The organism is Gilliamella sp. Pra-s52 (assembly GCF_009795805.1).
In the GTDB taxonomy this organism is placed as follows: domain Bacteria; phylum Pseudomonadota; class Gammaproteobacteria; order Enterobacterales; family Orbaceae; genus Gilliamella.
The window spans coordinates 42,899-64,325 of sequence record NZ_WTEY01000003.1 but is presented as its reverse complement, the minus strand read 5'-3'; the positions used below and the strand labels follow the sequence as shown (position 1 = coordinate 64,325).

The 21,427-nt window shown below is 35.5% G+C and carries 16 protein-coding genes, 3 pseudogenes and 2 riboswitches; of the genes and pseudogenes, 11 read left to right on the top strand and 8 right to left on the bottom strand.

Annotated features, from left to right (window positions below; genetic code table 11):
- The first annotated feature begins 204 nt into the window (after nt 1–204).
- Nucleotides 205–1,354: pseudogene (locus tag GQ594_RS04025) on the top strand (IS3 family transposase).
- Nucleotides 1,355–1,382: 28 nt separating this feature from the next.
- Here the strand turns inward: GQ594_RS04025 and GQ594_RS04020 are convergent.
- Both GQ594_RS04020 and GQ594_RS04015 read right to left on the bottom strand, forming a co-directional pair.
- A complete protein-coding gene (locus GQ594_RS04020) occupies nt 1,383–1,715 on the bottom strand; it encodes a DMT family transporter (protein WP_160411676.1) in 333 nt (110 codons plus the stop codon).
- A gap of 777 nt (nt 1,716–2,492) precedes the next feature.
- Complete coding sequence (locus GQ594_RS04015) at nt 2,493–2,738, bottom strand: hypothetical protein (RefSeq protein WP_160411677.1); 246 nt, start codon at nt 2,736–2,738, stop codon at nt 2,493–2,495.
- A gap of 125 nt (nt 2,739–2,863) precedes the next feature.
- Here GQ594_RS04015 and GQ594_RS04010 point away from each other — a divergent pair, with 125 nt between their 5' ends.
- On the top strand, nt 2,864–3,166 hold the full coding sequence (locus GQ594_RS04010; protein WP_160411678.1) for a hypothetical protein: 303 nt from the start codon (nt 2,864–2,866) through the stop codon (nt 3,164–3,166).
- Between the two features lie 185 nt (nt 3,167–3,351).
- Here GQ594_RS04010 and GQ594_RS04005 read toward each other — a convergent pair whose 3' ends face one another.
- Nucleotides 3,352–4,416, bottom strand: a complete 1,065-nt coding sequence (locus GQ594_RS04005; protein ID WP_160411679.1) for an acyltransferase family protein — start codon at nt 4,414–4,416, stop codon at nt 3,352–3,354.
- 215 nt (nt 4,417–4,631) lie between these two features.
- Nucleotides 4,632–5,639: pseudogene (locus tag GQ594_RS12410) on the bottom strand (tyrosine-type recombinase/integrase); the annotation flags it as partial.
- Nucleotides 5,640–5,777: 138 nt separating this feature from the next.
- Here GQ594_RS12410 and dusA point away from each other — a divergent pair.
- Nucleotides 5,778–6,740, top strand: coding sequence for a tRNA dihydrouridine(20/20a) synthase DusA (dusA, locus tag GQ594_RS03995; RefSeq protein ID WP_160411680.1), 963 nt, complete (start codon nt 5,778–5,780; stop codon nt 6,738–6,740).
- Between the two features lie 217 nt (nt 6,741–6,957).
- Here dusA and GQ594_RS03990 read toward each other — a convergent pair whose 3' ends face one another.
- The gene (locus GQ594_RS03990) at nt 6,958–7,572 is read right to left on the bottom strand and encodes a 7-carboxy-7-deazaguanine synthase QueE (RefSeq protein ID WP_160411681.1); all 615 of its coding nucleotides are present in this window, start codon (nt 7,570–7,572) and stop codon (nt 6,958–6,960) included.
- Between the two features lies 1 nt (nt 7,573).
- Nucleotides 7,574–7,996, bottom strand: coding sequence for a 6-carboxytetrahydropterin synthase QueD (gene queD / locus GQ594_RS03985; protein WP_160400002.1), 423 nt, complete (start codon nt 7,994–7,996; stop codon nt 7,574–7,576).
- Between the two features lie 3 nt (nt 7,997–7,999).
- A riboswitch (PreQ1 riboswitch) is annotated at nt 8,000–8,045 on the bottom strand.
- 284 nt (nt 8,046–8,329) lie between these two features.
- Here queD and clpB point away from each other — a divergent pair.
- Nucleotides 8,330–10,903, top strand: a complete 2,574-nt coding sequence (gene clpB, locus GQ594_RS03980) for an ATP-dependent chaperone ClpB (protein WP_160411682.1) — start codon at nt 8,330–8,332, stop codon at nt 10,901–10,903.
- A gap of 188 nt (nt 10,904–11,091) precedes the next feature.
- Here the strand turns inward: clpB and pssA are convergent, their stop codons facing one another.
- Nucleotides 11,092–12,447 carry a CDP-diacylglycerol--serine O-phosphatidyltransferase gene (pssA, locus tag GQ594_RS03975; protein WP_160411683.1) on the bottom strand — a complete coding sequence of 452 codons (1,356 nt, stop codon included), beginning with the start codon at nt 12,445–12,447 and terminating at the stop codon, nt 11,092–11,094.
- Between the two features lie 198 nt (nt 12,448–12,645).
- Complete coding sequence (ydiK, locus tag GQ594_RS03970) at nt 12,646–13,698, bottom strand: AI-2E family transporter YdiK (RefSeq protein ID WP_160411684.1); 1,053 nt, start codon at nt 13,696–13,698, stop codon at nt 12,646–12,648.
- 104 nt (nt 13,699–13,802) lie between these two features.
- Here ydiK and eco point away from each other — a divergent pair, with 104 nt between their 5' ends.
- From eco to GQ594_RS03935, 7 genes and pseudogenes are all read left to right on the top strand, one after another.
- Nucleotides 13,803–14,297 carry a serine protease inhibitor ecotin gene (eco, locus tag GQ594_RS03965; protein ID WP_160400931.1) on the top strand — a complete coding sequence of 165 codons (495 nt, stop codon included), beginning with the start codon at nt 13,803–13,805 and terminating at the stop codon, nt 14,295–14,297.
- Between the two features lie 336 nt (nt 14,298–14,633).
- Nucleotides 14,634–15,743: an extracellular solute-binding protein gene (locus GQ594_RS03960; protein WP_160400943.1), complete on the top strand. Its 1,110-nt coding sequence runs from the start codon at nt 14,634–14,636 to the stop codon at nt 15,741–15,743.
- Between the two features lie 101 nt (nt 15,744–15,844).
- Complete coding sequence (potG, locus tag GQ594_RS03955; protein WP_337189480.1) at nt 15,845–16,981, top strand: putrescine ABC transporter ATP-binding subunit PotG; 1,137 nt, start codon at nt 15,845–15,847, stop codon at nt 16,979–16,981.
- 306 nt (nt 16,982–17,287) lie between these two features.
- Nucleotides 17,288–18,172: pseudogene (locus GQ594_RS03950) on the top strand (ABC transporter permease subunit); the annotation flags it as partial.
- Nucleotides 18,173–19,174, top strand: a complete 1,002-nt coding sequence (locus tag GQ594_RS03945; protein WP_202112476.1) for an ABC transporter permease subunit — start codon at nt 18,173–18,175, stop codon at nt 19,172–19,174.
- A 108-nt stretch (nt 19,175–19,282) separates the two neighbouring features.
- Nucleotides 19,283–19,459, top strand: a riboswitch (FMN riboswitch).
- Between the two features lie 179 nt (nt 19,460–19,638).
- Nucleotides 19,639–20,277, top strand: a complete 639-nt coding sequence (gene ribB / locus GQ594_RS03940; RefSeq protein WP_160411685.1) for a 3,4-dihydroxy-2-butanone-4-phosphate synthase — start codon at nt 19,639–19,641, stop codon at nt 20,275–20,277.
- A gap of 261 nt (nt 20,278–20,538) precedes the next feature.
- Complete coding sequence (locus GQ594_RS03935) at nt 20,539–21,384, top strand: alpha/beta hydrolase (protein ID WP_160411686.1); 846 nt, start codon at nt 20,539–20,541, stop codon at nt 21,382–21,384.
- Nucleotides 21,385–21,427: the final 43 nt, after the last annotated feature.

The following is a 21,427-nucleotide window of genomic DNA, read 5'->3' as shown; positions in this document are numbered from 1 at the left end:
ATATTGGTTAAATTAATATTTTTAAGTCAATTAAAAGACAAAAACGAGCTATTTCAGTTGTTATAATGACAGATATAAAAAAATAGAATTATTAAATTTTGAGATAGCGTCGATAAGTTGACTATGAAGGTAGTTGATCCTCGCCAAAAAAGTGGACAAAAGTCGCCTCTATGATATAAACAAAAATCATAGGAGACAAATATCATGGTCAAAAAATTTAGTATCGAATTCAAACAACAATCAGTGGATTATGCGTTATCTAATGCAGACCTTTCTATCAACGAACTTGCCAACCATCTAGGTGTGGGTAAATCAACCCTAGATAAATGGATTAGGCAACTTTCCCCGAATAAAACCAGCCGTCGAGAGTTAACGGCTGAGCAACAACGGATTATGGCGTTAGAAAAAGAGATTAAAGAACTGAAAATGGCCAATGATATACTAAAAAAGGCGCATGTGTACTTCATCAACAATCCAAGTCGGTGAAGTACGTTTATATGAAAAACCATTTAATCTGCTATCCCGTTACTAGGATATGCTCATTACTTGGTGTCAGTTCATCGGGTTATTATGCTTGGTTAAAAAGAGCAAACAAATCAACCAAACTCAGCGAGTATATCCAAAAGCAGTATTGGCAACATAAAGCCCGTTTGGGTGCGCCAAGCCTGCTTCATGATGCAAGAGAAGCGGGCTATCAAGTTTCAGAAAGGACAATTAGCCGTGTTTTGCAATAATTGGGATTACGGAGTAAAGCAGCACGTAAATTCAAGTATAAAACAGATACGGTTCATCACAATATTGCGCCCAACACGTTAGATAGGCAATTTAACCCTGATAAGCCGAATACGACATGGGTAACCGATATTACTTATATTAAAACGGGTGAAGGTGGGTTATATTTGTCGGTGATTATCGATTTATATGGACGAAAAGTGATTGCTAGGCAAACGAGTCGCTACATAGACCGCCATTTAGTGTGTAATACATTAAAACAAGCCTTATTTCGGCGTCAATTTCCTAAAAATGTACTCATCCATAGTGACCAAGGCAGCCAATATTGCAGCGCTGATTTCAAGCAATTATTGTTACAATACGAGCTAAGGCAAAGCATGAGTCGAAGAGGGAACTGCTTTGATAATGCGGTTGTTGAAAGTTTTTTCATACACTCAAAACACATATTATTCATGACTGTTACTACAAAACGAGAAAACTGGCTAATAAAGCACTATTTGAATATATTGAAATCTATTATAATCGGATACGCCGTCATTCAGCCAATGGCTGGGTATCACCTGAACAATATGAACAACAATATTACCAAAATGAAAAAATGATAGAGGTGGGCACTGTCTAATATTTTGGCGAGGGTCAAGCTTTATTAATCAATGTCCAGATACTTTCGAAAATAAATTAATAATCACAACACCAAACATAATAAACCCCATACCTACTAAAGCTGCAAGATCCAAAGTTTGTTTTAAGAAGATCCATGCAATTAAACTTATTAACACTATTCCAATTCCAGACCAGATAGCATAAGCGATACCAACAGGAATGTTTTTTAATGCTAATGAGAGTAAATAAAACGAAGTACTATAACCCACAATGGTAATGATGGAATAAGTAAGGTTAGTAAATCCATTTGATAGTTTCAATGAAGAAGTTGCAATAACTTCACAAATAATTGCAAAAAAAAGTAATAAATATGAGTTCATTCTAATGCCTATAATCGTTAAATAAAAAACCAACTATCCAAAATTAGGTTGAAATTTTAAAACAATCAATCACTAATTTACTGTTAAACATTAATAGATAAAAATAACATTTTGTTACTTTATTTTGACATGAAAATTATGACAGAAAAATAAAATGGATACTATTAACGCTAGCAAAGGAAGATTTTTAAAGTTAGTTACAAGGGGACTCACTTACAACAAATTGATTAATACAACATGTCTTTATTAAAAATCAACAACCGAAGTTGACATCCTTTAGCTATTCTAGTCTAGCATTTTCATGACTTATTTTTCCAAAAAATTTTTGCACAGACTGTTTAAATTTGACTTATCATCACTTAACTTTTGCACCTTTATTGGTGTGGAAATAGCCTAACACAAATTATTAATCATCAAAAATGAATTACCGTTTTAGAAACAATCAATACACACAATAAATAATTAACTGCAAAGACGAGGTAACAACCTATTGGTACTATTACTAATATGTAGCCAATTGATTTAAGAAGTTTATTTTTACATATATATAATATAATTATACCAATTATAAAAATAGTAAAATATATCCACCAAAAAAATAATATTGAAAAAAAAAATATTCCTACAATACTTAGTTGTTGAGACATAACCACCTCTATTTTAATCAAAAATTTCGATTTATTTATTTCTGGTTAACGATCAGATAAAAGTTTGAACTATCGAAATGATGAGTTTGTGAGGGCGTCAATTAAAAAATAACCAATTGATTATAAAAATTTATTTTAACAACCCACCAAGCCGTATACAAAAACTTGTTAGTGCACTATCAACAAGGCTCACCATTTTCAGCAGGGTATTGAAAGGCATCGCTGTTGCAACAAAACTATTTACATTTGCACAAATAGCATTATCAATTGTGTTTAAAATTGTGAGAGTAGCATCAATAGCTTTAAACACTGTGATGGCTATGCCCCCAAATTGGTTTATTATGACAAGCATTGCTATAGCTACTACATTAATCATCACACACTGGGATGATATAATTAAATTCTTTCAACGACTATGGCGTGTTATTATGCCTTACGTTATGCCGATTATCAACTTTTTATTGAAGTGTTCAAAGTTGGAGCTTCTTTCATTGTTAAAGCTTGGGGGCTTTTAGTAAGTTCTTTAGTGGGCTATGGGAATTTATCAAACCTTTTGTTATGCCTACTATTAATTTCTTTATAGTAGGTTTCAAAGCTGGTGGTGAAGGGATTGTAAAATCATGGGAAGCTGTGGGTAAATTCTTTAATGGTATCTGGGAGTTTATCAAGTCTTATGTAATGCAGATTTGGAGTAGTCTTTACTTTGATCTGACATTTAAGTTATTTTATAACGCAAAAGGCGAGTCAGAAATGAATCAAAACACCAAAATCATTAAACCTAAATTAGGACTCAGAATGTTATGATATTTTATTTCGACGTAAGATTTACACGCAATTGAGTGAAATACAAAGCGATATTGAACAATGGCTTGAGATTTACAATCGAGAAAAAGCAATTGGAGAAGTTATTTTGCTCATCGGACACGCATTTTGTTAAAATGAAAGCCGATGAGTAATAGGTGTTTGTCAGATTAAGTTTGCTATATGGTTTAAAGTTCTAGTATTTTTCTTTTTAGCTTGTCTCCAATTGGTTTTATTAAATAAGCTAAAAAATAACAAAGTAAAACTATAACTACATAAAAATAAAAAAACTGAAATCTATTGAATTCCTGAGACTGTATCTTTGATACCAGATAATATATTATTTGGTGGTGTAGCAAAAATGCCACGAATGAATATTCTGATAAAAATAATATGATTTTTTTAACTGCTTTAGGGATTATTATATTTTCATACAAACAGCAAATTATGACAAATGTCATTGCCCACATGCTAATTCCCCACATATTATATGTCCTGTAGTGTTCTTCTATAAATGTAAGAACAATTATGATATACAGTAACGCTATAAATGCTGTAAAGAAATTTGCTTTCTTGTTTTTCAATAATAATAGATCAATAATAAGTACACCTAGTAAAATTTCTGGTAGTCTAGATATAGGGTTCCAAAAAGGATCATCATTCCACAAAAGAAAATGCTCAACTACATAAGGCGTATTTTGAATGGCAACCAAAGATGAAATAACAATGATAGCAATATAAATATTTTTATTTTTTAACCAAAAAATGAACGGGAATAATATATATACAAGAAGTATAAAACCGGTGAACCATTCTCCAATTAAATAATAAGTATTTGGAACAGTTGAACCTAAGTATCCATCTAATGCTAAAAATGTTATTAAAAGTCTACCAGGGTCATTTCCTAGACAAACGGTTGAGAATGACAAAAACAAAAAAGCAGCAACAAAAACATAACAAATCCAAAAATAAGGATAAATATTTGCGATTCGCTTTTTTATATAAACTTTTAAATCAAATTTGTTTTTTGTTGAAATATACAGTGAAGCACCTGAAGTAATAATAAAAAAAGAAACTCCAACTCCACCCAAATAATATTTATGGAAGTAATGACGATCAACTCCGTGTTGTGACAATGCGCCAACAAAATGCCCCGCAACAATCATCAAAAAACTTATTGCACGTATAAAATCAATTGAGTCAATTCTGGTGCTAGAGGGAATTAATTTTTTATTAATAGCTAAATTTGACATAATAAAAACTACTTATTTAAATTAAAAGTTTAACACATCTAATGCATTAGTAAAACACTATCAATCTTCAACCTACAATACTCAACAGCGTCTGCTAGCATCACAAAATCGGCGATATCATATTGTGATTTCAGTGTTTGATAGAGTACATAATTGTGATCGTCGTCGCTGTTGATAATGTAGCATTCGCCAGTGATTTCATCATTAGAGCTAAACAAAGCTAGCTTTCTTCTTTTTTGTAATTTGTTAAATTTAGCATGTAATGAATTTGGGAATAAACTAATATAAATATTCCAGAGCGTTTGTAAATTTCTATGTCTTGTCACTTGAGCCACTTCTTCTATTGCAAAACCCCATTCTAATAATCGGCTAGCGCCTTCTCGCCTCATGTCATGGTACCTTGAATCAAATACCTAGTTTATTTCTAATTCGCGGAAAATATACAGTTACAGATCTTGAATTATAAGGGAATATTAATTCATTGTTTTTAGGTTGTGATTGTAAAATAGTCCATGCTTCGCCTAGCAAGGGTACAAGCATATGATTTCCTATTTTTTTTCTGGGATCTTTTCTGTTTCTAACTAGTACTGCTTTTTATTTATAATCTACATCATCCCATTTTAGAGAACATATTTTCACCTATTTGCGTACATGGCAATATTAAAAAATTCAAAATATCAACAAAAGGAATTTTTGAATATTTATGTGACTGCCGTTCTTGTAGTTTTTCAACAATACGATTTAATTCATCACTTATTGGTCGTCTTGCTCTGCGTTGGCTTTTTCCGATTAAATTCATCTGTATTAATAAAGGTCTCGCATCATCTACAATTGTTTTATCAATATTTATTCCATAAATAGGTCGCGCAACTTCAAGAATAGAACCAATATAGCTTATATCATGGTTGATAGTAGCTGGTTTGGTTCCTGATGCTGCTCGAGCCCTGCAGTGTTCAATTATGTGATGAGTTTTTTAGAACAGATAATTTTACATTTGCAATATTATTCTTTTTAACATGTTGAATAACAAATAATTTTTTTGTTGGATTTCGAGTTGATCTATTTTCGATACCCGATTTGTTCCTCATATTTTTGCTATTTGTTGTTTGCTAAACGTCTCTGACTTACGATAAATAATCTTGGCTTTTTTTCATTATAATAGTACAACGATATCGAGGTGTTCCGTCTGCACGGATACGTCTCTTTATGATATAATGGACCATAAATTGTTTACCCTAAATTATTTTGTCCTATCAGCGTGGGAGTCTGTGTGGAACCCCGATGATGAAAAATATATCAAAATAGGTAAAAATAATATTTTAAAATAATCAGTAAAAATAGCTATAAACATTGGTGTATCAATGAATTCAACAAAAAACAAATTTTCCGTCGCTCCTATGCTTGATTGGACAGATAAACATTGCCGTTATTTTCACCGAATTCTAACAAAACAAACATTGCTATATACAGAAATGGTGACAACTGGCGCCATTTTATTTGGGAAAGGAGATTATTTAGATTTCAATCATGAAGAACATCCTGTTAGTTTACAACTTGGCGGTAGTGATCCTAAAGCATTGGCACAATGTGCAAAATTAGCTCAAGTACGAGGTTATGACCAAGTCAACTTAAATGTAGGTTGTCCATCAGGTCGGGTGCAAAATGGTATGTTTGGTGCTTGTTTAATGGGTAATGCAAATTTAGTAGCTAACTGTGTTGAACAGATGCAAGCTCAGGTTGATATTCCTATAACGGTAAAAACAAGAATTGGTATTGATGATTTTGATAGTTATGATTTTTTATGTCACTTCATTGAAACTGTAATGCCTTATACTAGTACGTTTATTGTGCATGCACGTAAAGCTTGGTTATCAGGGTTAAGTCCAAAAGAAAATCGAGAAGTGCCGCCACTTGACTATGACCGTGTTTATAAACTCAAACAAGATTATCCCCATTTGATGATAGCGATTAATGGTGGTATTAAAACTATTGATGAAATCAAATATCATTTACAGCATGTTGATGGTGTGATGGTAGGTCGTGAAGCTTATCAAAATCCGCTTTTACTAACCCAAATTGATTCACAAATTTTTGGGCTAAATACCCCAATAGTTGAACCAAAATCAGCAATTCGAGCGCTTTATCCCTATATTGAGCAACAATTAACGCAAGGGGCACAACTAAATCACATTATGCGTCACACTTTAGGGTTATTTAATGGATGCAAAGGCGCAAGACAATGGCGACGTTATTTGAGTGAGAATGCTCATAAAAAAGGTGTGGGAATAGAAGTGGTTGAGCAGGCTTTAACGTTCATCCGATAATGATTCATATGTAGGAATTCCTCGCGTTGTTTACAGTAATTTGAGAAACGACTGTAATGAATATACATAAAAAAACAAAATTAACGCCTTATCGCAGACAAGAGATCGGGTGCTTATATCAGAAAAAATAGCTGTTACTGATTTGGCTAAATGTTTTATGGTTAGTCGTCCGACCATTTATAACGTGCTTTAAATATCAATATCTGATATTAATCTACTATTCTATACTGGCAAATTTATGACTTTGTACACTAAGTAGCCATTTATTATCTAAGCGATCTTTGTTGATTTTCCCCAATAGCTCAATGGTTTCAAACATATTAAACGCGCCATCTTTTTCGCACGGCGACAGGTAATAGCGTTTGGCATGGATTTGGGTTTCGATATATTGGCAAAAATCGATAAAATCGGGGTGATTTTCAGCAACAATACGCACCTCGTTAGCGGTGGATTGAACTATTTTTTGGTAACGTGCTTGGTAGCAAAACTTAGGGCTAAGTGCAATGTAATCAACGAGTGGATCGACCTTACCAAGCCCATTGCTTTCAATAGCAATAAAATAGCCGGCCTCTTTTAATGGCAGTAACAGTTCTGGTAGTGCCTTGATCATTGTCGGCTCCCCGCCGGTAATGATAACGTTTTTGCTGTTGTATTCGCTCACTTTGGCAAGCAGTGCGTCTAATGTAAAACGGGTAAACTGACGAAAATTAGTATCGCACCAAGTACAATTTAAATTGCACCCAGCAAAACGGATAAAAACCGCAGGCATGCCAGTATTATAACCCTCGCCCTGTAAAGATTCGAAGATTTCAACAATACGAAACTCAATCATATTAACTCCGACGGTATTCGCAATACGAAGTGGGTGTTTCCCATAATTTGATCATCGAAACAGGCAAATATTGCGACAGATGATCAAAAATAAACTGACTCATTCCCTCGGCCGTTGTTCGGCAAGGAAAGGCAAATATTTTACGATCCATCTCTTGCAGTAAGGATGCAATACGGCACTCATTAGGATTATTTTGATTGTAAAGGTAAGCGTGATCGAGTGGATCAACAATATGCTGTTTAACGATTTGCTTTAAATCGGCATAATCCATGACCATATCTTGGCTTGAACCGCTATCAATAAGATCACCGCTGACTTCGACTAATAAACGGTAAGTATGACCGTGCAGATTATGACATTTCTTATTATGCCCATCTAACATATGACAGGCATCAAATTGAAATTCTTTGGCTATTTTGAACATGTTGTATTCCTAGTTTTTTTGCGTGGGATGGGTTACGAACCACGGTTAGATAAGCTAACAAAATAAAAGGCGACTACTATAATCGATAAACAGCAATTTGTCATCTTTGATATGTTATTGAGTGTGATATTTATTGGCAATTATTGGGTATTGAGGCTCTTTATTTTGGCTTTTTTTAGGCATAATCTAGCAAAGATCGTGTTGTACAAAATGTGTAAAAAATATTCTTAATTTGCTCTTGAAAATTATTCTTCCACACTCATTTAGTGATCAATGCAAATGGTATAAATGTGTTAAGCATTTTAACCAAATCTATTGCTCAGGAGATAAACTATGAGGTTAGATAAACTTACCAACAAATTTCAACAAGCTTTAGCTGATGCGCAATCGCTAGCATTAGGTAAAGACAATCAATACATTGAACCTGTACATGTCCTATCAGCCATGCTCAACCAAGATGGCAGTAGCGTTGCGCCATTATTGAATGCAGCAGGTGCTAATGTAGCTATTTTACAGCAAGAATTAACGCAAGCGATTGACCGACTCCCACAAGTACAAGGTGTTGGGGGCGAAGTGTTGCCATCACAAGAATTTATTCGAGTCTTGAATTTGTGCGACAAATTATCCCAAAAAAATGGCGATAGCTATATCTCGTCAGAACTCTTTATACTCGCCGCTTTAGAAAACAAAGGCAGCTTAGGGGATATCCTAAAAAAATCGGGCGTCAATAAAGACAAATTTAGCCAAGCAGTCAACCAAGTAAGGGGAAGCGATAACGTGAACGCTCCTAATGCCGAAGATCAACGAGGAGCACTTAAAAAATACACCATCGATTTAACGCAGCGTGCAGAGCAAGGCAAGTTAGATCCTGTAATTGGTCGTGATGAAGAAATTCGCCGTACCATTCAAGTATTACAACGCCGCACCAAAAATAACCCAGTACTTATTGGTGAACCGGGTGTAGGTAAAACCGCCATTGTTGAGGGGCTTGCACAACGTATAGTTAACCGCGAAGTGCCTGAGGGGTTGCGTAACAAACGTGTCTTATCATTAGATATGGGCGCATTAATTGCGGGAGCAAAATACCGTGGTGAATTTGAAGAACGCTTAAAAGCGGTACTTAAAGACTTAGCCAAAGAAGAAGGGCGCATCATATTATTTATTGACGAAATTCACACCATGGTCGGTGCAGGTAAAAGCGACGGTGCAATGGATGCAGGTAACATGTTAAAACCAGCGTTAGCGCGTGGTGAATTACATTGCGTTGGGGCAACTACACTTGACGAATATCGCCAATATATTGAAAAAGATCCTGCTTTAGAGCGTCGCTTCCAAAAAGTCTACGTTGCTGAACCAACAGTAGAAGATACGATTGCTATTTTGCGCGGATTAAAAGAACGCTACGAATTGCATCATCATGTGCAAATTACCGATCCTGCGATCGTGGCGGCGGCAACTTTGTCGCATCGTTATATCTCAGATCGTATGCTACCAGACAAAGCGATAGACCTTATTGACGAAGCCGCATCAAGCATTCGTATGCAAATGGACTCTAAACCGGAGTCTTTAGATCGCCTTGAAAGACGTATCATCCAACTTAAATTGGAACAACAAGCGCTTAAAAAAGAGTCTGACGATGCCAGTAAAAAACGTCTTGAAATGCTAAATGAAGAACTGACTGAAAAAGAAAAGGAATACGCATCGTTAGAAGAAGAATGGAAATCTGAAAAGGCCGCTGTTTCGGGCACGCAAAATATTAAAGCCGAGTTAGAAAAGGCACGCACCGAAATAGAACAAGCACGCCGAGCAGGCGATCTCAGTAAAATGTCCGAATTACAATACGGCAAAATACCAGAGCTTGAAAAGAAACTCGCCTCGGCAACGCAGTTAGAAGGCAAAACCATGAAGTTATTGCGTAACAAAGTCACCGATAACGAAATTGCCGAAGTGCTATCAAAAGCAACAGGCATTCCTGTTTCAAGAATGCTCGAAAGCGAAAAAGACAAGCTATTACATATGGAAGATGCGCTACACAAACGTGTTATTGGGCAACAAGAAGCCGTTGTTGCTGTTGCTAACGCAATTCGACGTAGTCGTGCTGGGTTATCAGACCCGAACAAACCAATTGGATCATTCCTATTTTTAGGACCAACGGGTGTCGGTAAAACCGAACTATGCAAATCGCTTGCTAACTTTATGTTTGACAGCGAAGATGCTATGGTGCGAATTGATATGTCCGAATTTATGGAAAAGCACTCAGTCGCACGTTTAATTGGTGCACCTCCGGGTTATGTGGGTTATGAAGAAGGGGGGTATTTAACTGAGGCGGTAAGACGTCGCCCTTATTCGGTCGTTTTACTTGACGAAGTTGAAAAAGCGCACCCAGATGTGTTTAATATCTTACTACAGGTGTTAGACGATGGACGCTTAACCGATGGGCAAGGCCGTACCGTTGATTTCCGTAACACGGTTATCATCATGACATCAAACTTAGGTTCTGATTTAATTCAAGGTCAAGCAGAACTAAGTTATGACGAAATGAAAGCGTTGGTTATGACTGTTGTCACTAAACACTTTAGGCCTGAATTTATCAATCGAATTGATGAAACCGTCGTGTTCCATCCTCTTGGACAAGAAAACATCAAAGCGATTGCCAAAATTCAATTAGCACATGTTGAAAAACGTTTAGATGAACGTGGTTACCAAATGGATATTTCTGACGCGGCATTAGAACATCTTGCCAAAGTGGGCTTTGACCCAATTTATGGTGCAAGACCACTAAAACGCGCAATACAACAAGAGATCGAAAATCCATTAGCGCAACAAATATTGTCAGGCAAATTAGTTCCGGGTAAAACCATCCATCTGGATTTAGTTGGCGACAATATCGAAGCGAAACAGCAATAACACATCAAACAACAAACCGACCTAAGCGGTCGGTTTTTTATGCCATCAAACTAATGGCGAACAATACTAAATAAAACCACAGACCAAAAAAGTTGGTCAGGAAAGGCATTGATTTTATTGAAGTTTTTTGCTAACTGCTTTTAACCAAAAACCGCCCGCAACCACCACTACACTTTTACCCACTACCTTTATAATAACCGCTTAATAATCCTATCTACCTTGATGCGACTTAGTCGCTTTATCAACTTATGAACCTGACTTGGATAAAACTGGCTCGCTTGGATTTGTTGAAAATGCGTTATCAACGTAGTTTTTTGACGGATGGTGTTCAGTTCTTGGTTGAACTTGTCACTTAATTCTTGTTTTGGATCATGCACTAATATGCCGTTTTCAAGGTCAAGACGCCATGCTCGTGGATTTAGGTTGTTGCCCGTTATGAGTACCCATTTGTCATCCACCCAGATACCTTTTAGGTGATAGGTTTGCGCTTCGTCTTTCCATAATCTTATGGTCAGTTGTTCTTTATCGATAAAATTTTGTAGGCGTTCAATAAAGTGTCTTAAGTTGATTTCGTATAAATAAGGGAGTCCACCCGATATGTTAAAGGGTTGGTCAGGTGGGATGTAGAAGTCGTTGGCTTCTTTATCGCCAATAATTAATTCAACTTGACGCCCTTTGCGTAGCAGACGAATAATGTCGCGTACTAGGATATTAGGTAAATTAAAATACGGCGTGCAAAAAGTAATTTTTTGTTCGGTTATGTTGATTAAGTGATGAATGATTTTGTTGAGCGAGTTATTGCGCCCAAGCCCCATTATTGGTGCAACCGATAAGGTGTCGTTGTCGGCATTACCGTTATATTGGTAGTTGGCATCCATTAAGTGTTGGCGCAAGGTTTTGATTTCGGATTTGATTTGTTTGCGTGTTTTGTGTGTGCCAGTGTTAAGTAACTGTATAGCTTGATACGGCATAAAGTGGTCGTTGATAAATTGCACCATGCTATCGGCTAATAGCGGATTCGTGATAAAGTGATAGCGGTCGTAACGGTATTTTTCACGCTTGTGTAAGTAGACGTTATTGATGCTTGCGCCACTGTAGATGACCGTATCATCAATAATAAAGCCTTTTAAATGCAATACACCAAGCACTTCGCGACGGTTTACAGGAACACCATAAATCGGAATGTCGATCTCTGGGTGCTGTTGCTTTAGTTGGTAGTAATAGTTGGCGTTGGTGTGGGCTTTGTCTTCGCCAATTCGTCCACGTTGTGCACGGTGCCAGTCAACAAATATTTTGATATCTAAGTTTGGGCGTTGTTGTTTGATTTGGTATAGTTCGTTAAGAATTTCTTTGCCAGCTTCGTCTTGTTCTAGATAGAGTGCAACTATGTAAATACGATGTTGAGCTTGTTTTATGTTTTCCAGTAAAGCCAGTCGATAGGCTTTAGGATTATATATAATTTGGTATTGATCTGCATTTTGTTGAATTTTGGCTAATTCATCAAGATGTTTTTGGTGATTGTATTTTATAAATGGTATTCGCATAATTTGTTTATCATTATAACTGACTAGTTATGTTAGGATTTTATCTAACAAAATCTGAATAAGTCAGTAAAAATAACGCTCCTTTTTATTTATATGCATTTTTACTTAGTCACTTTTGGGTAAGTGACTATTTGTTGTTTGTGTCACTTTACGCCTTTAGCTATTGTTTATGCTTTATTGTGAGTGATAATAAATGGTTTAAGATTGTTCATCAACCCATGTTTGAATTATTTTATAAGTTAGTGCTAGTACCACAGGACCAATAAATAATCCCATTATGCCAAAGCCAAGTAATCCACCAATGACGCCAAATAATATAAGTAAAAACGGTAAGTCAGCGCCTTTTTTGATTAAGTAGGCTCGCATTACACTATCTAAAGTGGTCAATATGATTGCAACAACAATTAAGATAATACCCGAGGTGGTGTTGCCCATCCAAAATTGCCAACAGATGCATCCTAGCATAACAACCACTGGGCCAATTTGTGCTACGCAACAAATAAATAAGACGAGTGTTAGTACGCCGGGTAGTGGCATTTTAGTAAATACAAAACTTAATCCGCCAATTAGGGCTAAGGTGATAGCTGTAACCACAACCCCTAGTGCTACTGCGCGGATAGATTGTCCTGCTAATGTGACGGTGGTTGCGCCATATTGTTTTGATAATCGATTAGCAAGTAAGTAGACATATTTGGTGATACTTTCGCCTTTTAAATAGAGTAATAGGCTAAAAATGATCATCACACCTGCATGAAAGATGAATATGCCAATGTTGGTGACTTGTTCAAGTAGCCAGCTTATCATGATGCCAATATAAGGTTGTATGTTTGATACTAAGTCAGAACCATCTGTTTGAATTAATGTTAACCATTTTTGGTGTAGTTCAGGACCAAAAGCAGGTACGCTTTCTAGCCAGTCAAGTGTTGGTAGTTTTTGATGAGATAGTGTTTTTGCCCATTCAATAAGGTGGTGACCATTTTGTGCTACCGAGCTAATAATTAATATGAACGGTATAATGCAAACAAAGGCTAATATTAGTGCCATTACCAGTAGTGATAGCCAGCGTTTGTTAAATAATTTTTTTTGAATTTTTATCATTAATGGCCAAGTGGCAATAACTACCATCACCGCCCAGAAGAATCCAAATAAGAAAACTTCAATAACACGATAGGTAATAATGATTAGTAATCCGATGATCAACAGGTTTAGAATTAGCTTAAGTAAATCAGTTGTGTTTTTTTCTGCTGGCATTTTTTTACCATATTTATTAATTTTGATGGCGTTATTATACGCATTATCAATTTAAATTAATATGATGGTGTTTATAATTAATTTTATTAATGGAGATTTTAAAAATGAAAAAATTAGTGTTATTAACATTATTAGGTGTGGCATTAACTGCATGTGCAAATTCGCCTAAAATAAAACCGACAACACAAAATGCCAATGATACGGCACCATTTCCTGCAGCTCAAGTTGGTTTTACACGTTATGCTATCCATTTACCAGCGATGGCTAATGAGAGCAACACTAAAGTTGAGGTGATTATTGGTAAAGAGATGAATGTTGATTGCAATTTTCATAATTTAGGTGGCGTGGTTAAGCAAGAAGAGCTTAAAGGCTGGGGTTACTCTTATTATGTTGTTGAAAAGGCCGTTGGTAATTTGTCAACATTAATGGCTTGTCCTGAAGGTAGCAGTAAAAGCGAGTTTGTGACAATGAATCATAATTTAGGTTTGTTTAATTATAACAGTAGCTTACCGTTAGTTTTTTATGTGCCTAATGATTTACAAGTAAAATACCGCGTTTGGCAACCTAATGGTAAAATTATGCAAGCTATAGCCGAATAATAGCGGTTAATTAATTGCTAAATAACTGTTTATTCCCTTGTGAGTGGTTAAAACGTAACCACTCAGTTAAGAAAGCTTTAATATTTGATTTTTTAAGTAGACATCTCGAAAAAAAAAGGTATTTTATCCCTCGTAATGCAAGGTTAGCTCTACTTGTTCATTTATTTTATTAATGACTTGTGATTGCCTGATTACCTCGGTTTCGCTGGGCGTTTATTATGTTGGTGATTTATCCATTAGTGATGACGTCGATAGCAAAATTTGGGGGTCCATTGTGTCTTTGCAATGGGCTTGTGTCTAACATGTAATATCCCTACAAGAGGAGAAGTGGTGAGCATGTTTACTCAACGTAAAACAATTCTTTCAATCGTGGCTGGTGTTTCACTGGCGTTATCTCAATCTGCTATTGCTAAAGATCGTGTTGTACATTTTTACAATTGGGCAGGTCAAATCGGTTCTAATACTATTTCTGATTTTGAAAAATCAACAGGCATCAAACTTGTTTATGATGTGTATGATTCAAACGAAATCCTTGAAGGTAAATTGATGGCAGGCCATTCTGGGTTTGATGTTGTTTCTCCTTCTGATAGCTTTTTAGCTAAACAAATTAAATCAGGTGTTTATTTACCGTTAGATAAAAGCAAGTTACCAAATTGGAAAAATCTTGATCCAAATTTAATGAAATTGATGGCAACGCATGATCCTGATAATAAGTATGCTATCCCTTATGTATGGATGACAACAGGTATCGGTTATAACATTGATAAAGTTAAAGAACGTTTGGGTGAAGATGCTCCAGTCGATAGTTGGGATTTAGTCTTCAAGCCTGAAAATATGGAGAAACTAAAAGATTGTGGTGTGGCATTTTTAGATGCACCAACCGAGATCTTTGCAAGTGCACTTCAATATTTAGGTAAAAATCCAAACAGTACCGATGTTAAAGATTATACTGGTGCTGCTTATGAATTGTTAGAAAAAGTGAGACCAAATATTCGTTATTTCCATTCTTCACAATATATTACTGATTTGGCAAATGGTGATATTTGTGTCATTTTAGGTTGGTCTGGCGATATTTTACAGTCACGCGATAGAGCTAACGAAGCAAAAAATGGTGTGCATATTGGTTATCAAATTCCAAAAGAGGGCGCATTAGTCTTTTTTGATACCTTCGCTATTCCAAAAGATTCAGAAAATCCTGACGAAGCACATGAGTTTTTAAATTTTGTTATGAAACCTGAAATTGCCGCGCAAGTCACTAACGATGTGAATTTTGCTAGCGCTAATAAAGAAGCAAATGACAAATTTGTAAACCCAGATGTGAAAAACGATCCAGCGGTTTATCCAAAACCAGAAGTGATGGAAAAACTATTCACTTTACAAGTTAAAGATCCTAAACTTGAGCGCGTAATTACTCGTACATGGACTAAACTTAAAACTGGTAAATAGTCGATATTGGGTATATCGAATTTAAGTGTTAATTCTAGACGGATGGGTTATTTAGCCTTTCCGTCTCGTTTTTTTTGGCTTGTTGTTATGAGGAAAATAGAGTGAATAATAAAACAACAAATCAGGTACAGCCTAAAAAAAAGATGGTAACTCCACTTTTGGAGATCAAAAATTTAACTAAAGTTTTTAACGATGATTATTATGCCGTTGATGATGTCAACTTGACTATCTATACTGGTGAAATTTTTGCTTTATTAGGTGCGTCAGGTAGCGGTAAATCTACATTGTTACGAATGCTTGCAGGCTTTGAACAGCCTACGTCGGGGCAGATTATTCTTGATGGTAAGGATTTATCTCAAGTTCCGCCTTATGATCGTCCAATTAATATGATGTTTCAATCGTATGCTTTATTTCCTCACATGACGGTTGAGCAGAATATTGCCTTTGGTTTAAAACAAGATAAATTAAATTCATTTGAAATAAAACAGCGCGTTGAAGAGATGTTAGCCCTTGTACATATGGAGCAATTTGGTAAACGTAAACCACATCAATTGTCTGGTGGTCAACGACAACGTGTTGCATTAGCGCGTAGTTTAGCTAAACGTCCAAAATTATTATTGCTTGATGAACCAATGGGTGCGCTAGATAAACAACTTCGTGATCGTATGCAACTTGAAGTGGTAAGTATTTTAGAACAAGTGGGCGCAACATGTGTAATGGTGACACATGATCAAGAAGAAGCCATGACTATGGCTGGCCGTATTGCTATTATGAATAAAGGTCAATTTGTACAAATCGGTGAACCAGAAGAGATTTATGAACATCCAAATTGCCGTTATAGTGCCGAATTTATTGGCTCGGTAAATGTCTTTGACGGTATTTTGCAAGAAACGCAAGAAGATGGTTTGATCATTAGCTGTCCTATGATTAAGCGTCCATTAAAAGTCGATTATGATTCACCTGCGGTTGAAGGCGTGCCAACACAAGTCGCGTTACGTCCAGAAAAAATTAAACTTTGCGATGAAGTCCCAGAAGATGGCTATAATGTGGCAACAGGTGAAGTGGTCGAAATCGCTTACCTTGGGGATCTGTCGATTTATCACGTTAAATTACCAAGTGGGCAAATTATTATTGCGCAACTTCAAAATGAACATCGTTATCGTAAAGGTATGCCAACTTGGGGTGATATAGTTAACTTAAGTTGGGAAGTTGATAGCTGTGTTGTGCTTACTGAATAAACAAAAGAGGATATCATAATGCGATCCATTGTATTAGGATTGTTGTTAAATGCATTTGTGTTGCTCAATGTTTATTGGCGTTTTGTGACAACAGGAGCATTTGATAACTTATTTTTAGATGCGCTATTTACCGCGATGACATTAAGTTTTTTGTTGTCATGTGTGGGATTATGTTTAGCAAATTATAAGCCATCTAAATTTGCTTATCGGCTGATTATTGCTGGCAGTATATTGTTTGTTCCTGCTGGGCTTGTGGTAATTTATTTTGCTTATAAAAAGATGAAGCAACAAAGCCCAGATACTGATCTGATGACTCTTTATGGGCGTTTAATTGTTATTGCCATCCCTTATTTATGGATGCTATTGCTATTTTTATTACCATTCTTAATTGTCTTTAGGATTAGTTTTTCTGAGAAGATCTTTGCAATTCCACCTTATACTGATTTGTTTAGTTATGATGATGGATTACTAAATATTGCTTTGAATTTTAGTTATTATATTGACTTAGTTAATGACAGTATTTATTTTGCGTCTTATTTAGAATCATTAAAAATTGCGGCTATTTCAACCATATTATGTATTTTAATTGGTTATCCATTAGCATGGGCAATTTCAAAATGTAAGCAATCTACGCGTAACATTTTATTATTGTTAATTATTTTACCGTCTTGGACATCATTTTTAATTCGAGTTTATGCGTGGATTGGTATTTTAAATCAAGAAGGTTTGTTAAATCACTTTTTAATGTGGTTAGGGGTTATTGATCAGCCACTCGTGATTATAAAAACTTATTTGGCGGTTTATATCGGTATTGTGTATTCTTATTTACCGTTTGTGGTGTTACCAATTTATACTTCGTTAAGTAAAGTGGATTCGACGTTAATTGAAGCCGCATTGGACTTAGGTTGTAAGCCAATTAAAACCTTTTTCAGAATTATTGTGCCACTCACCAAAAATGGCATTATTGCGGGGGGGATGCTAGTGTTTATTCCTGCCGTTGGTGAATATGTGATACCTGAATTATTAGGACCCTCTAAAAGTATTATGATTGGTACGCAAATTTGGACTATATTCTCTCGAGATACTGATTGGCCAGCAGCATCTGCGGTTGCGACAGTTATGTTGTTAATTTTGATTGTGCCAATTTACTATTTCAATAAGTTTCAAAGCCGACAAATGGAGGGTAAATAGATGAATGATTTACCTGTTATTTTGCGATCTTCTTTGATTGTATTTATCTCATTACTATTGGGGTCGTTACTGCTATCGGTACTAATTAGTTCGGCTGGCTTAGGTTTACTTACCGATATAAGCTTATATGTTAACTGTTTAATATTTAGCTTGATTGTGACTGTGATTGTGACATTAGCACTCATTTTTCGATGTCTTAAAGGACTTATTTTATTGGTGGTATTTTCGTTTTTATATATCCCAATGATTATTTTAGTTGTTTATTCGTTTAATAGTTCTCGTTTAGTTACGGTATGGGCTGAATTTTCAACTAAATGGTACTTTGAGCTAATGCATAATGAGGAACTATTTAAAGCTGTCGGTCTAAGCTTAGCCATTGCCGCATGTGCAGCGACTTTTGCAACCGTATTAGGTACACTTGCTTCTTATGCAATTGTTCGCTTTAAACGATTTAAAGGTGCAAATCTGTTTTCATTTATGACAACAGCACCACTTGTTATGCCTGATATTATTACAGGCTTGGCATTGTTGCTTTTGTTTGTTGGTATGGGGCAGATTCTTGGATGGCCAAAAGATCGTGGTGCAATTACTATTTGGATGGCGCATACTACATTCTGTATGGCTTATGTGACCGTGGTCATTAGTGCAAGGCTCCGTGAGCTTGATAAATCAATTGAGGAAGCCGCTTTAGATTTAGGTGCTAATCCATTAAAAGTGTTTTTTATTATTACATTACCAATGATTGCACCTGCATTAATTTCTGGTTGGTTATTAGCCTTTACTTTATCTCTTGATGATGTGGTGATTGCTAATTTCGTAACAGGACCTGGCGCAATGACATTACCAAAATTGATCTTCTCTAAAGTAAAATTAGGGGTCGATCCGCAAGTTAATGCGCTTGCAACTATTATTTTATTGATCGTTGGAATCATTGGGTTTATTTCATGGTTATGGATGCGTAAAACTGAACGACGTAAAATAAGTGAAACCCGTATGCATTAATATTCTTCACTTTCTATTATTGCCGCACTGTGCGGCAATATTTCGTTTTAAAATCTCCGTGTTTTTTTTATCATTTTGTATTATAGTGTGATTTGCCAATTTTTTTGGCAAAATTCTCAGGGCGGGGTGTAAGTCCCCACCGGTGGTATAGCCCACGAGCGCTTAATTTGTCTTGTTAACTGGGCAGTTGTTTTATTGCGCAGTCAAGTGTTGATAGGTTAAGGTCAAGCAGATTTGGTGAAATTCCAAAGCCGACAGTTAAAGTCTGGATAAAAGAGAGTTGCTTATCTTTCCAATATTTGCTGAAAGGCAAAACCATGCTAGTCAAGCACAGCCCTGATTCTGGTATTTTATTTATTTATACTTAATTAAGTTGATGACTAAATAGCATCATTGTTAATGGTTATTTAAAGTTGATTAAGTAAATAATGAAATGAGCAAGTTAAAAAATATAGGTATTTACCATGAATCAGTTTAATTTAAATGAGTTTGGAACGCCCATCGAGCGTGTCAAAAAAGCGATTGCTTCTATTCAAGCCGGTCAAGGTGTACTAGTTTTAGATGACGAAGATCGTGAAAATGAAGGCGATATTATTTGGGCCGCCGAATCCATTACAAATCAGCAAATGGCGCTGACGATCCGTTACGGTAGTGGCATTGTTTGTTTATGTTTGCCACAAAAACGTTGTGATGAGTTACATTTGCCTATGATGGTGGCAAATAATACCAGTAAAAATAATACGGCATTTACTATTTCGATTGAAGCTGCCAATGGGGTAACAACAGGGGTATCTGCTGCTGATCGTGTTACAACTATTAAGGCTGCGGTGAATGATAACGCTAAACCGTGTGATCTTAATCATCCGGGACATGTGTTTCCTTTAGTTGCTAAAGACGGCGGTGTTTTAGTTCGTCGTGGTCATACTGAAGCGTCGATTGATTTAGTAACATTAGCGGGTTTAAAACCAGCGGCAGTGTTGTGTGAGCTAACTAATGACGATGGCACTATGGCAAGAGCTCCTGAAGTGGTTGAATTTGCTAAAAAATATCATATGCCAGTTGTAACAATTGAAGATATTGTTGAGTATCGTAACTCAATGTAATACAGCTACATAATAATATCATTTAACTTAATCATATTCTGCTTAATATTTAATGGAATATGATTAAGTTATTTAGTATCAAAAAACGCTAGTTAATATAACAACCATATAAACTACGATTAATTACATTGTTAGTGTATAATTGTTAATAATTATCATTATTATTTTATGGCGGCTATGCTACGTTTGGTTTTTATCAATTTATTTGTTGTTTTATTGCTTACTGCGTGTCAAAAAAACACATCAAAATCAAACCCTTTAATGATACAAAATGTAAGTGTAGAGTTGTTTCATTCCAAATATATTGGTGATTATAAAATTACTATCTATTCGCCAAATAAACCAATACCTAAAGGAGGGTGGCCTATTATCTATTTGTTAGATGGTGATAGTTACTTTTTAACGGCACATAATATTTTGGCAATTCAAACATGCGAACGTTGTATTATCCAAGATGGTATCATTGTTGCCATTGATTATTTTGGTGAAAGCAGAAGAGCGCTTGATGATTTACCAAAACCAGAGGAATATACTTTAGAAGTGCTACCGAATAATGAAATCAACTTTCCTAAACAGTATGGTGGTGCTGATGCTTTTTTTGATTTCATTTCGCAAGAGCTAAAACCTTCTATGGAAAAAAGATTTGTGATTAATCACCACAAACAATCTATTTTTGGACATTCGTACGGTGGGTTATTTGCATTGTATTGTTTTTTAACTAAACCACCAATTTTTAATACTTATATTGTATCAAGTCCATCATTGTGGTTTAGTGGTGGATATCTTTTTGGTACACTTGAGCAGTTTATTAAGAATACAAACAACCATGTTTTAAAACAACCTGTTAATTTATTAATATCTGTAGGTGGTAGTGAACAATCTCTAAGTTTAGTAGAAAAAACTTTACCAAAAATCAAACAAGAAGAATTATTAAAGCATCGACAAAACCGTAAAATGGTTGATTACATAACAACTTTATTTGAAAAGCTAAAACAGGCTAATATTTCACATTTACAACTCAATTATGTCATTTATCCAAATCAAACACACAAGAGTTCAGCAATAATTGCTTTACAAGATGGTATCCAAATTGGATTTCAACGTTAATCAGATCTTAATATTTTTTTAATATTAAAGGATTAATAATAAA

Excerpts from the sequence above, each read along its gene's own strand:
- GQ594_RS04020 (WP_160411676.1), bottom strand. The coding sequence starts at position 1,715 with ATGAACTCATATTTATTACTTTTTTTTGCAATTATTTGTGAAGTTATT.
- GQ594_RS04015 (WP_160411677.1), bottom strand. The coding sequence starts at position 2,738 with ATGATTAATGTAGTAGCTATAGCAATGCTTGTCATAATAAACCAATTT.
- GQ594_RS04005 (WP_160411679.1), bottom strand. The coding sequence starts at position 4,416 with ATGTCAAATTTAGCTATTAATAAAAAATTAATTCCCTCTAGCACCAGA.
- dusA (WP_160411680.1), top strand. The coding sequence starts at position 5,778 with ATGAATTCAACAAAAAACAAATTTTCCGTCGCTCCTATGCTTGATTGG.
- GQ594_RS03990 (WP_160411681.1), bottom strand. The coding sequence starts at position 7,572 with ATGATTGAGTTTCGTATTGTTGAAATCTTCGAATCTTTACAGGGCGAG.
- queD (WP_160400002.1), bottom strand. The coding sequence starts at position 7,996 with ATGTTCAAAATAGCCAAAGAATTTCAATTTGATGCCTGTCATATGTTA.
- clpB (WP_160411682.1), top strand. The coding sequence starts at position 8,330 with ATGAGGTTAGATAAACTTACCAACAAATTTCAACAAGCTTTAGCTGAT.
- pssA (WP_160411683.1), bottom strand. The coding sequence starts at position 12,447 with ATGCGAATACCATTTATAAAATACAATCACCAAAAACATCTTGATGAA.
- ydiK (WP_160411684.1), bottom strand. The coding sequence starts at position 13,698 with ATGCCAGCAGAAAAAAACACAACTGATTTACTTAAGCTAATTCTAAAC.
- eco (WP_160400931.1), top strand. The coding sequence starts at position 13,803 with ATGAAAAAATTAGTGTTATTAACATTATTAGGTGTGGCATTAACTGCA.
- GQ594_RS03960 (WP_160400943.1), top strand. The coding sequence starts at position 14,634 with ATGTTTACTCAACGTAAAACAATTCTTTCAATCGTGGCTGGTGTTTCA.
- GQ594_RS03945 (WP_202112476.1), top strand. The coding sequence starts at position 18,173 with ATGAATGATTTACCTGTTATTTTGCGATCTTCTTTGATTGTATTTATC.
- ribB (WP_160411685.1), top strand. The coding sequence starts at position 19,639 with ATGAATCAGTTTAATTTAAATGAGTTTGGAACGCCCATCGAGCGTGTC.
- GQ594_RS03935 (WP_160411686.1), top strand. The coding sequence starts at position 20,539 with ATGATACAAAATGTAAGTGTAGAGTTGTTTCATTCCAAATATATTGGT.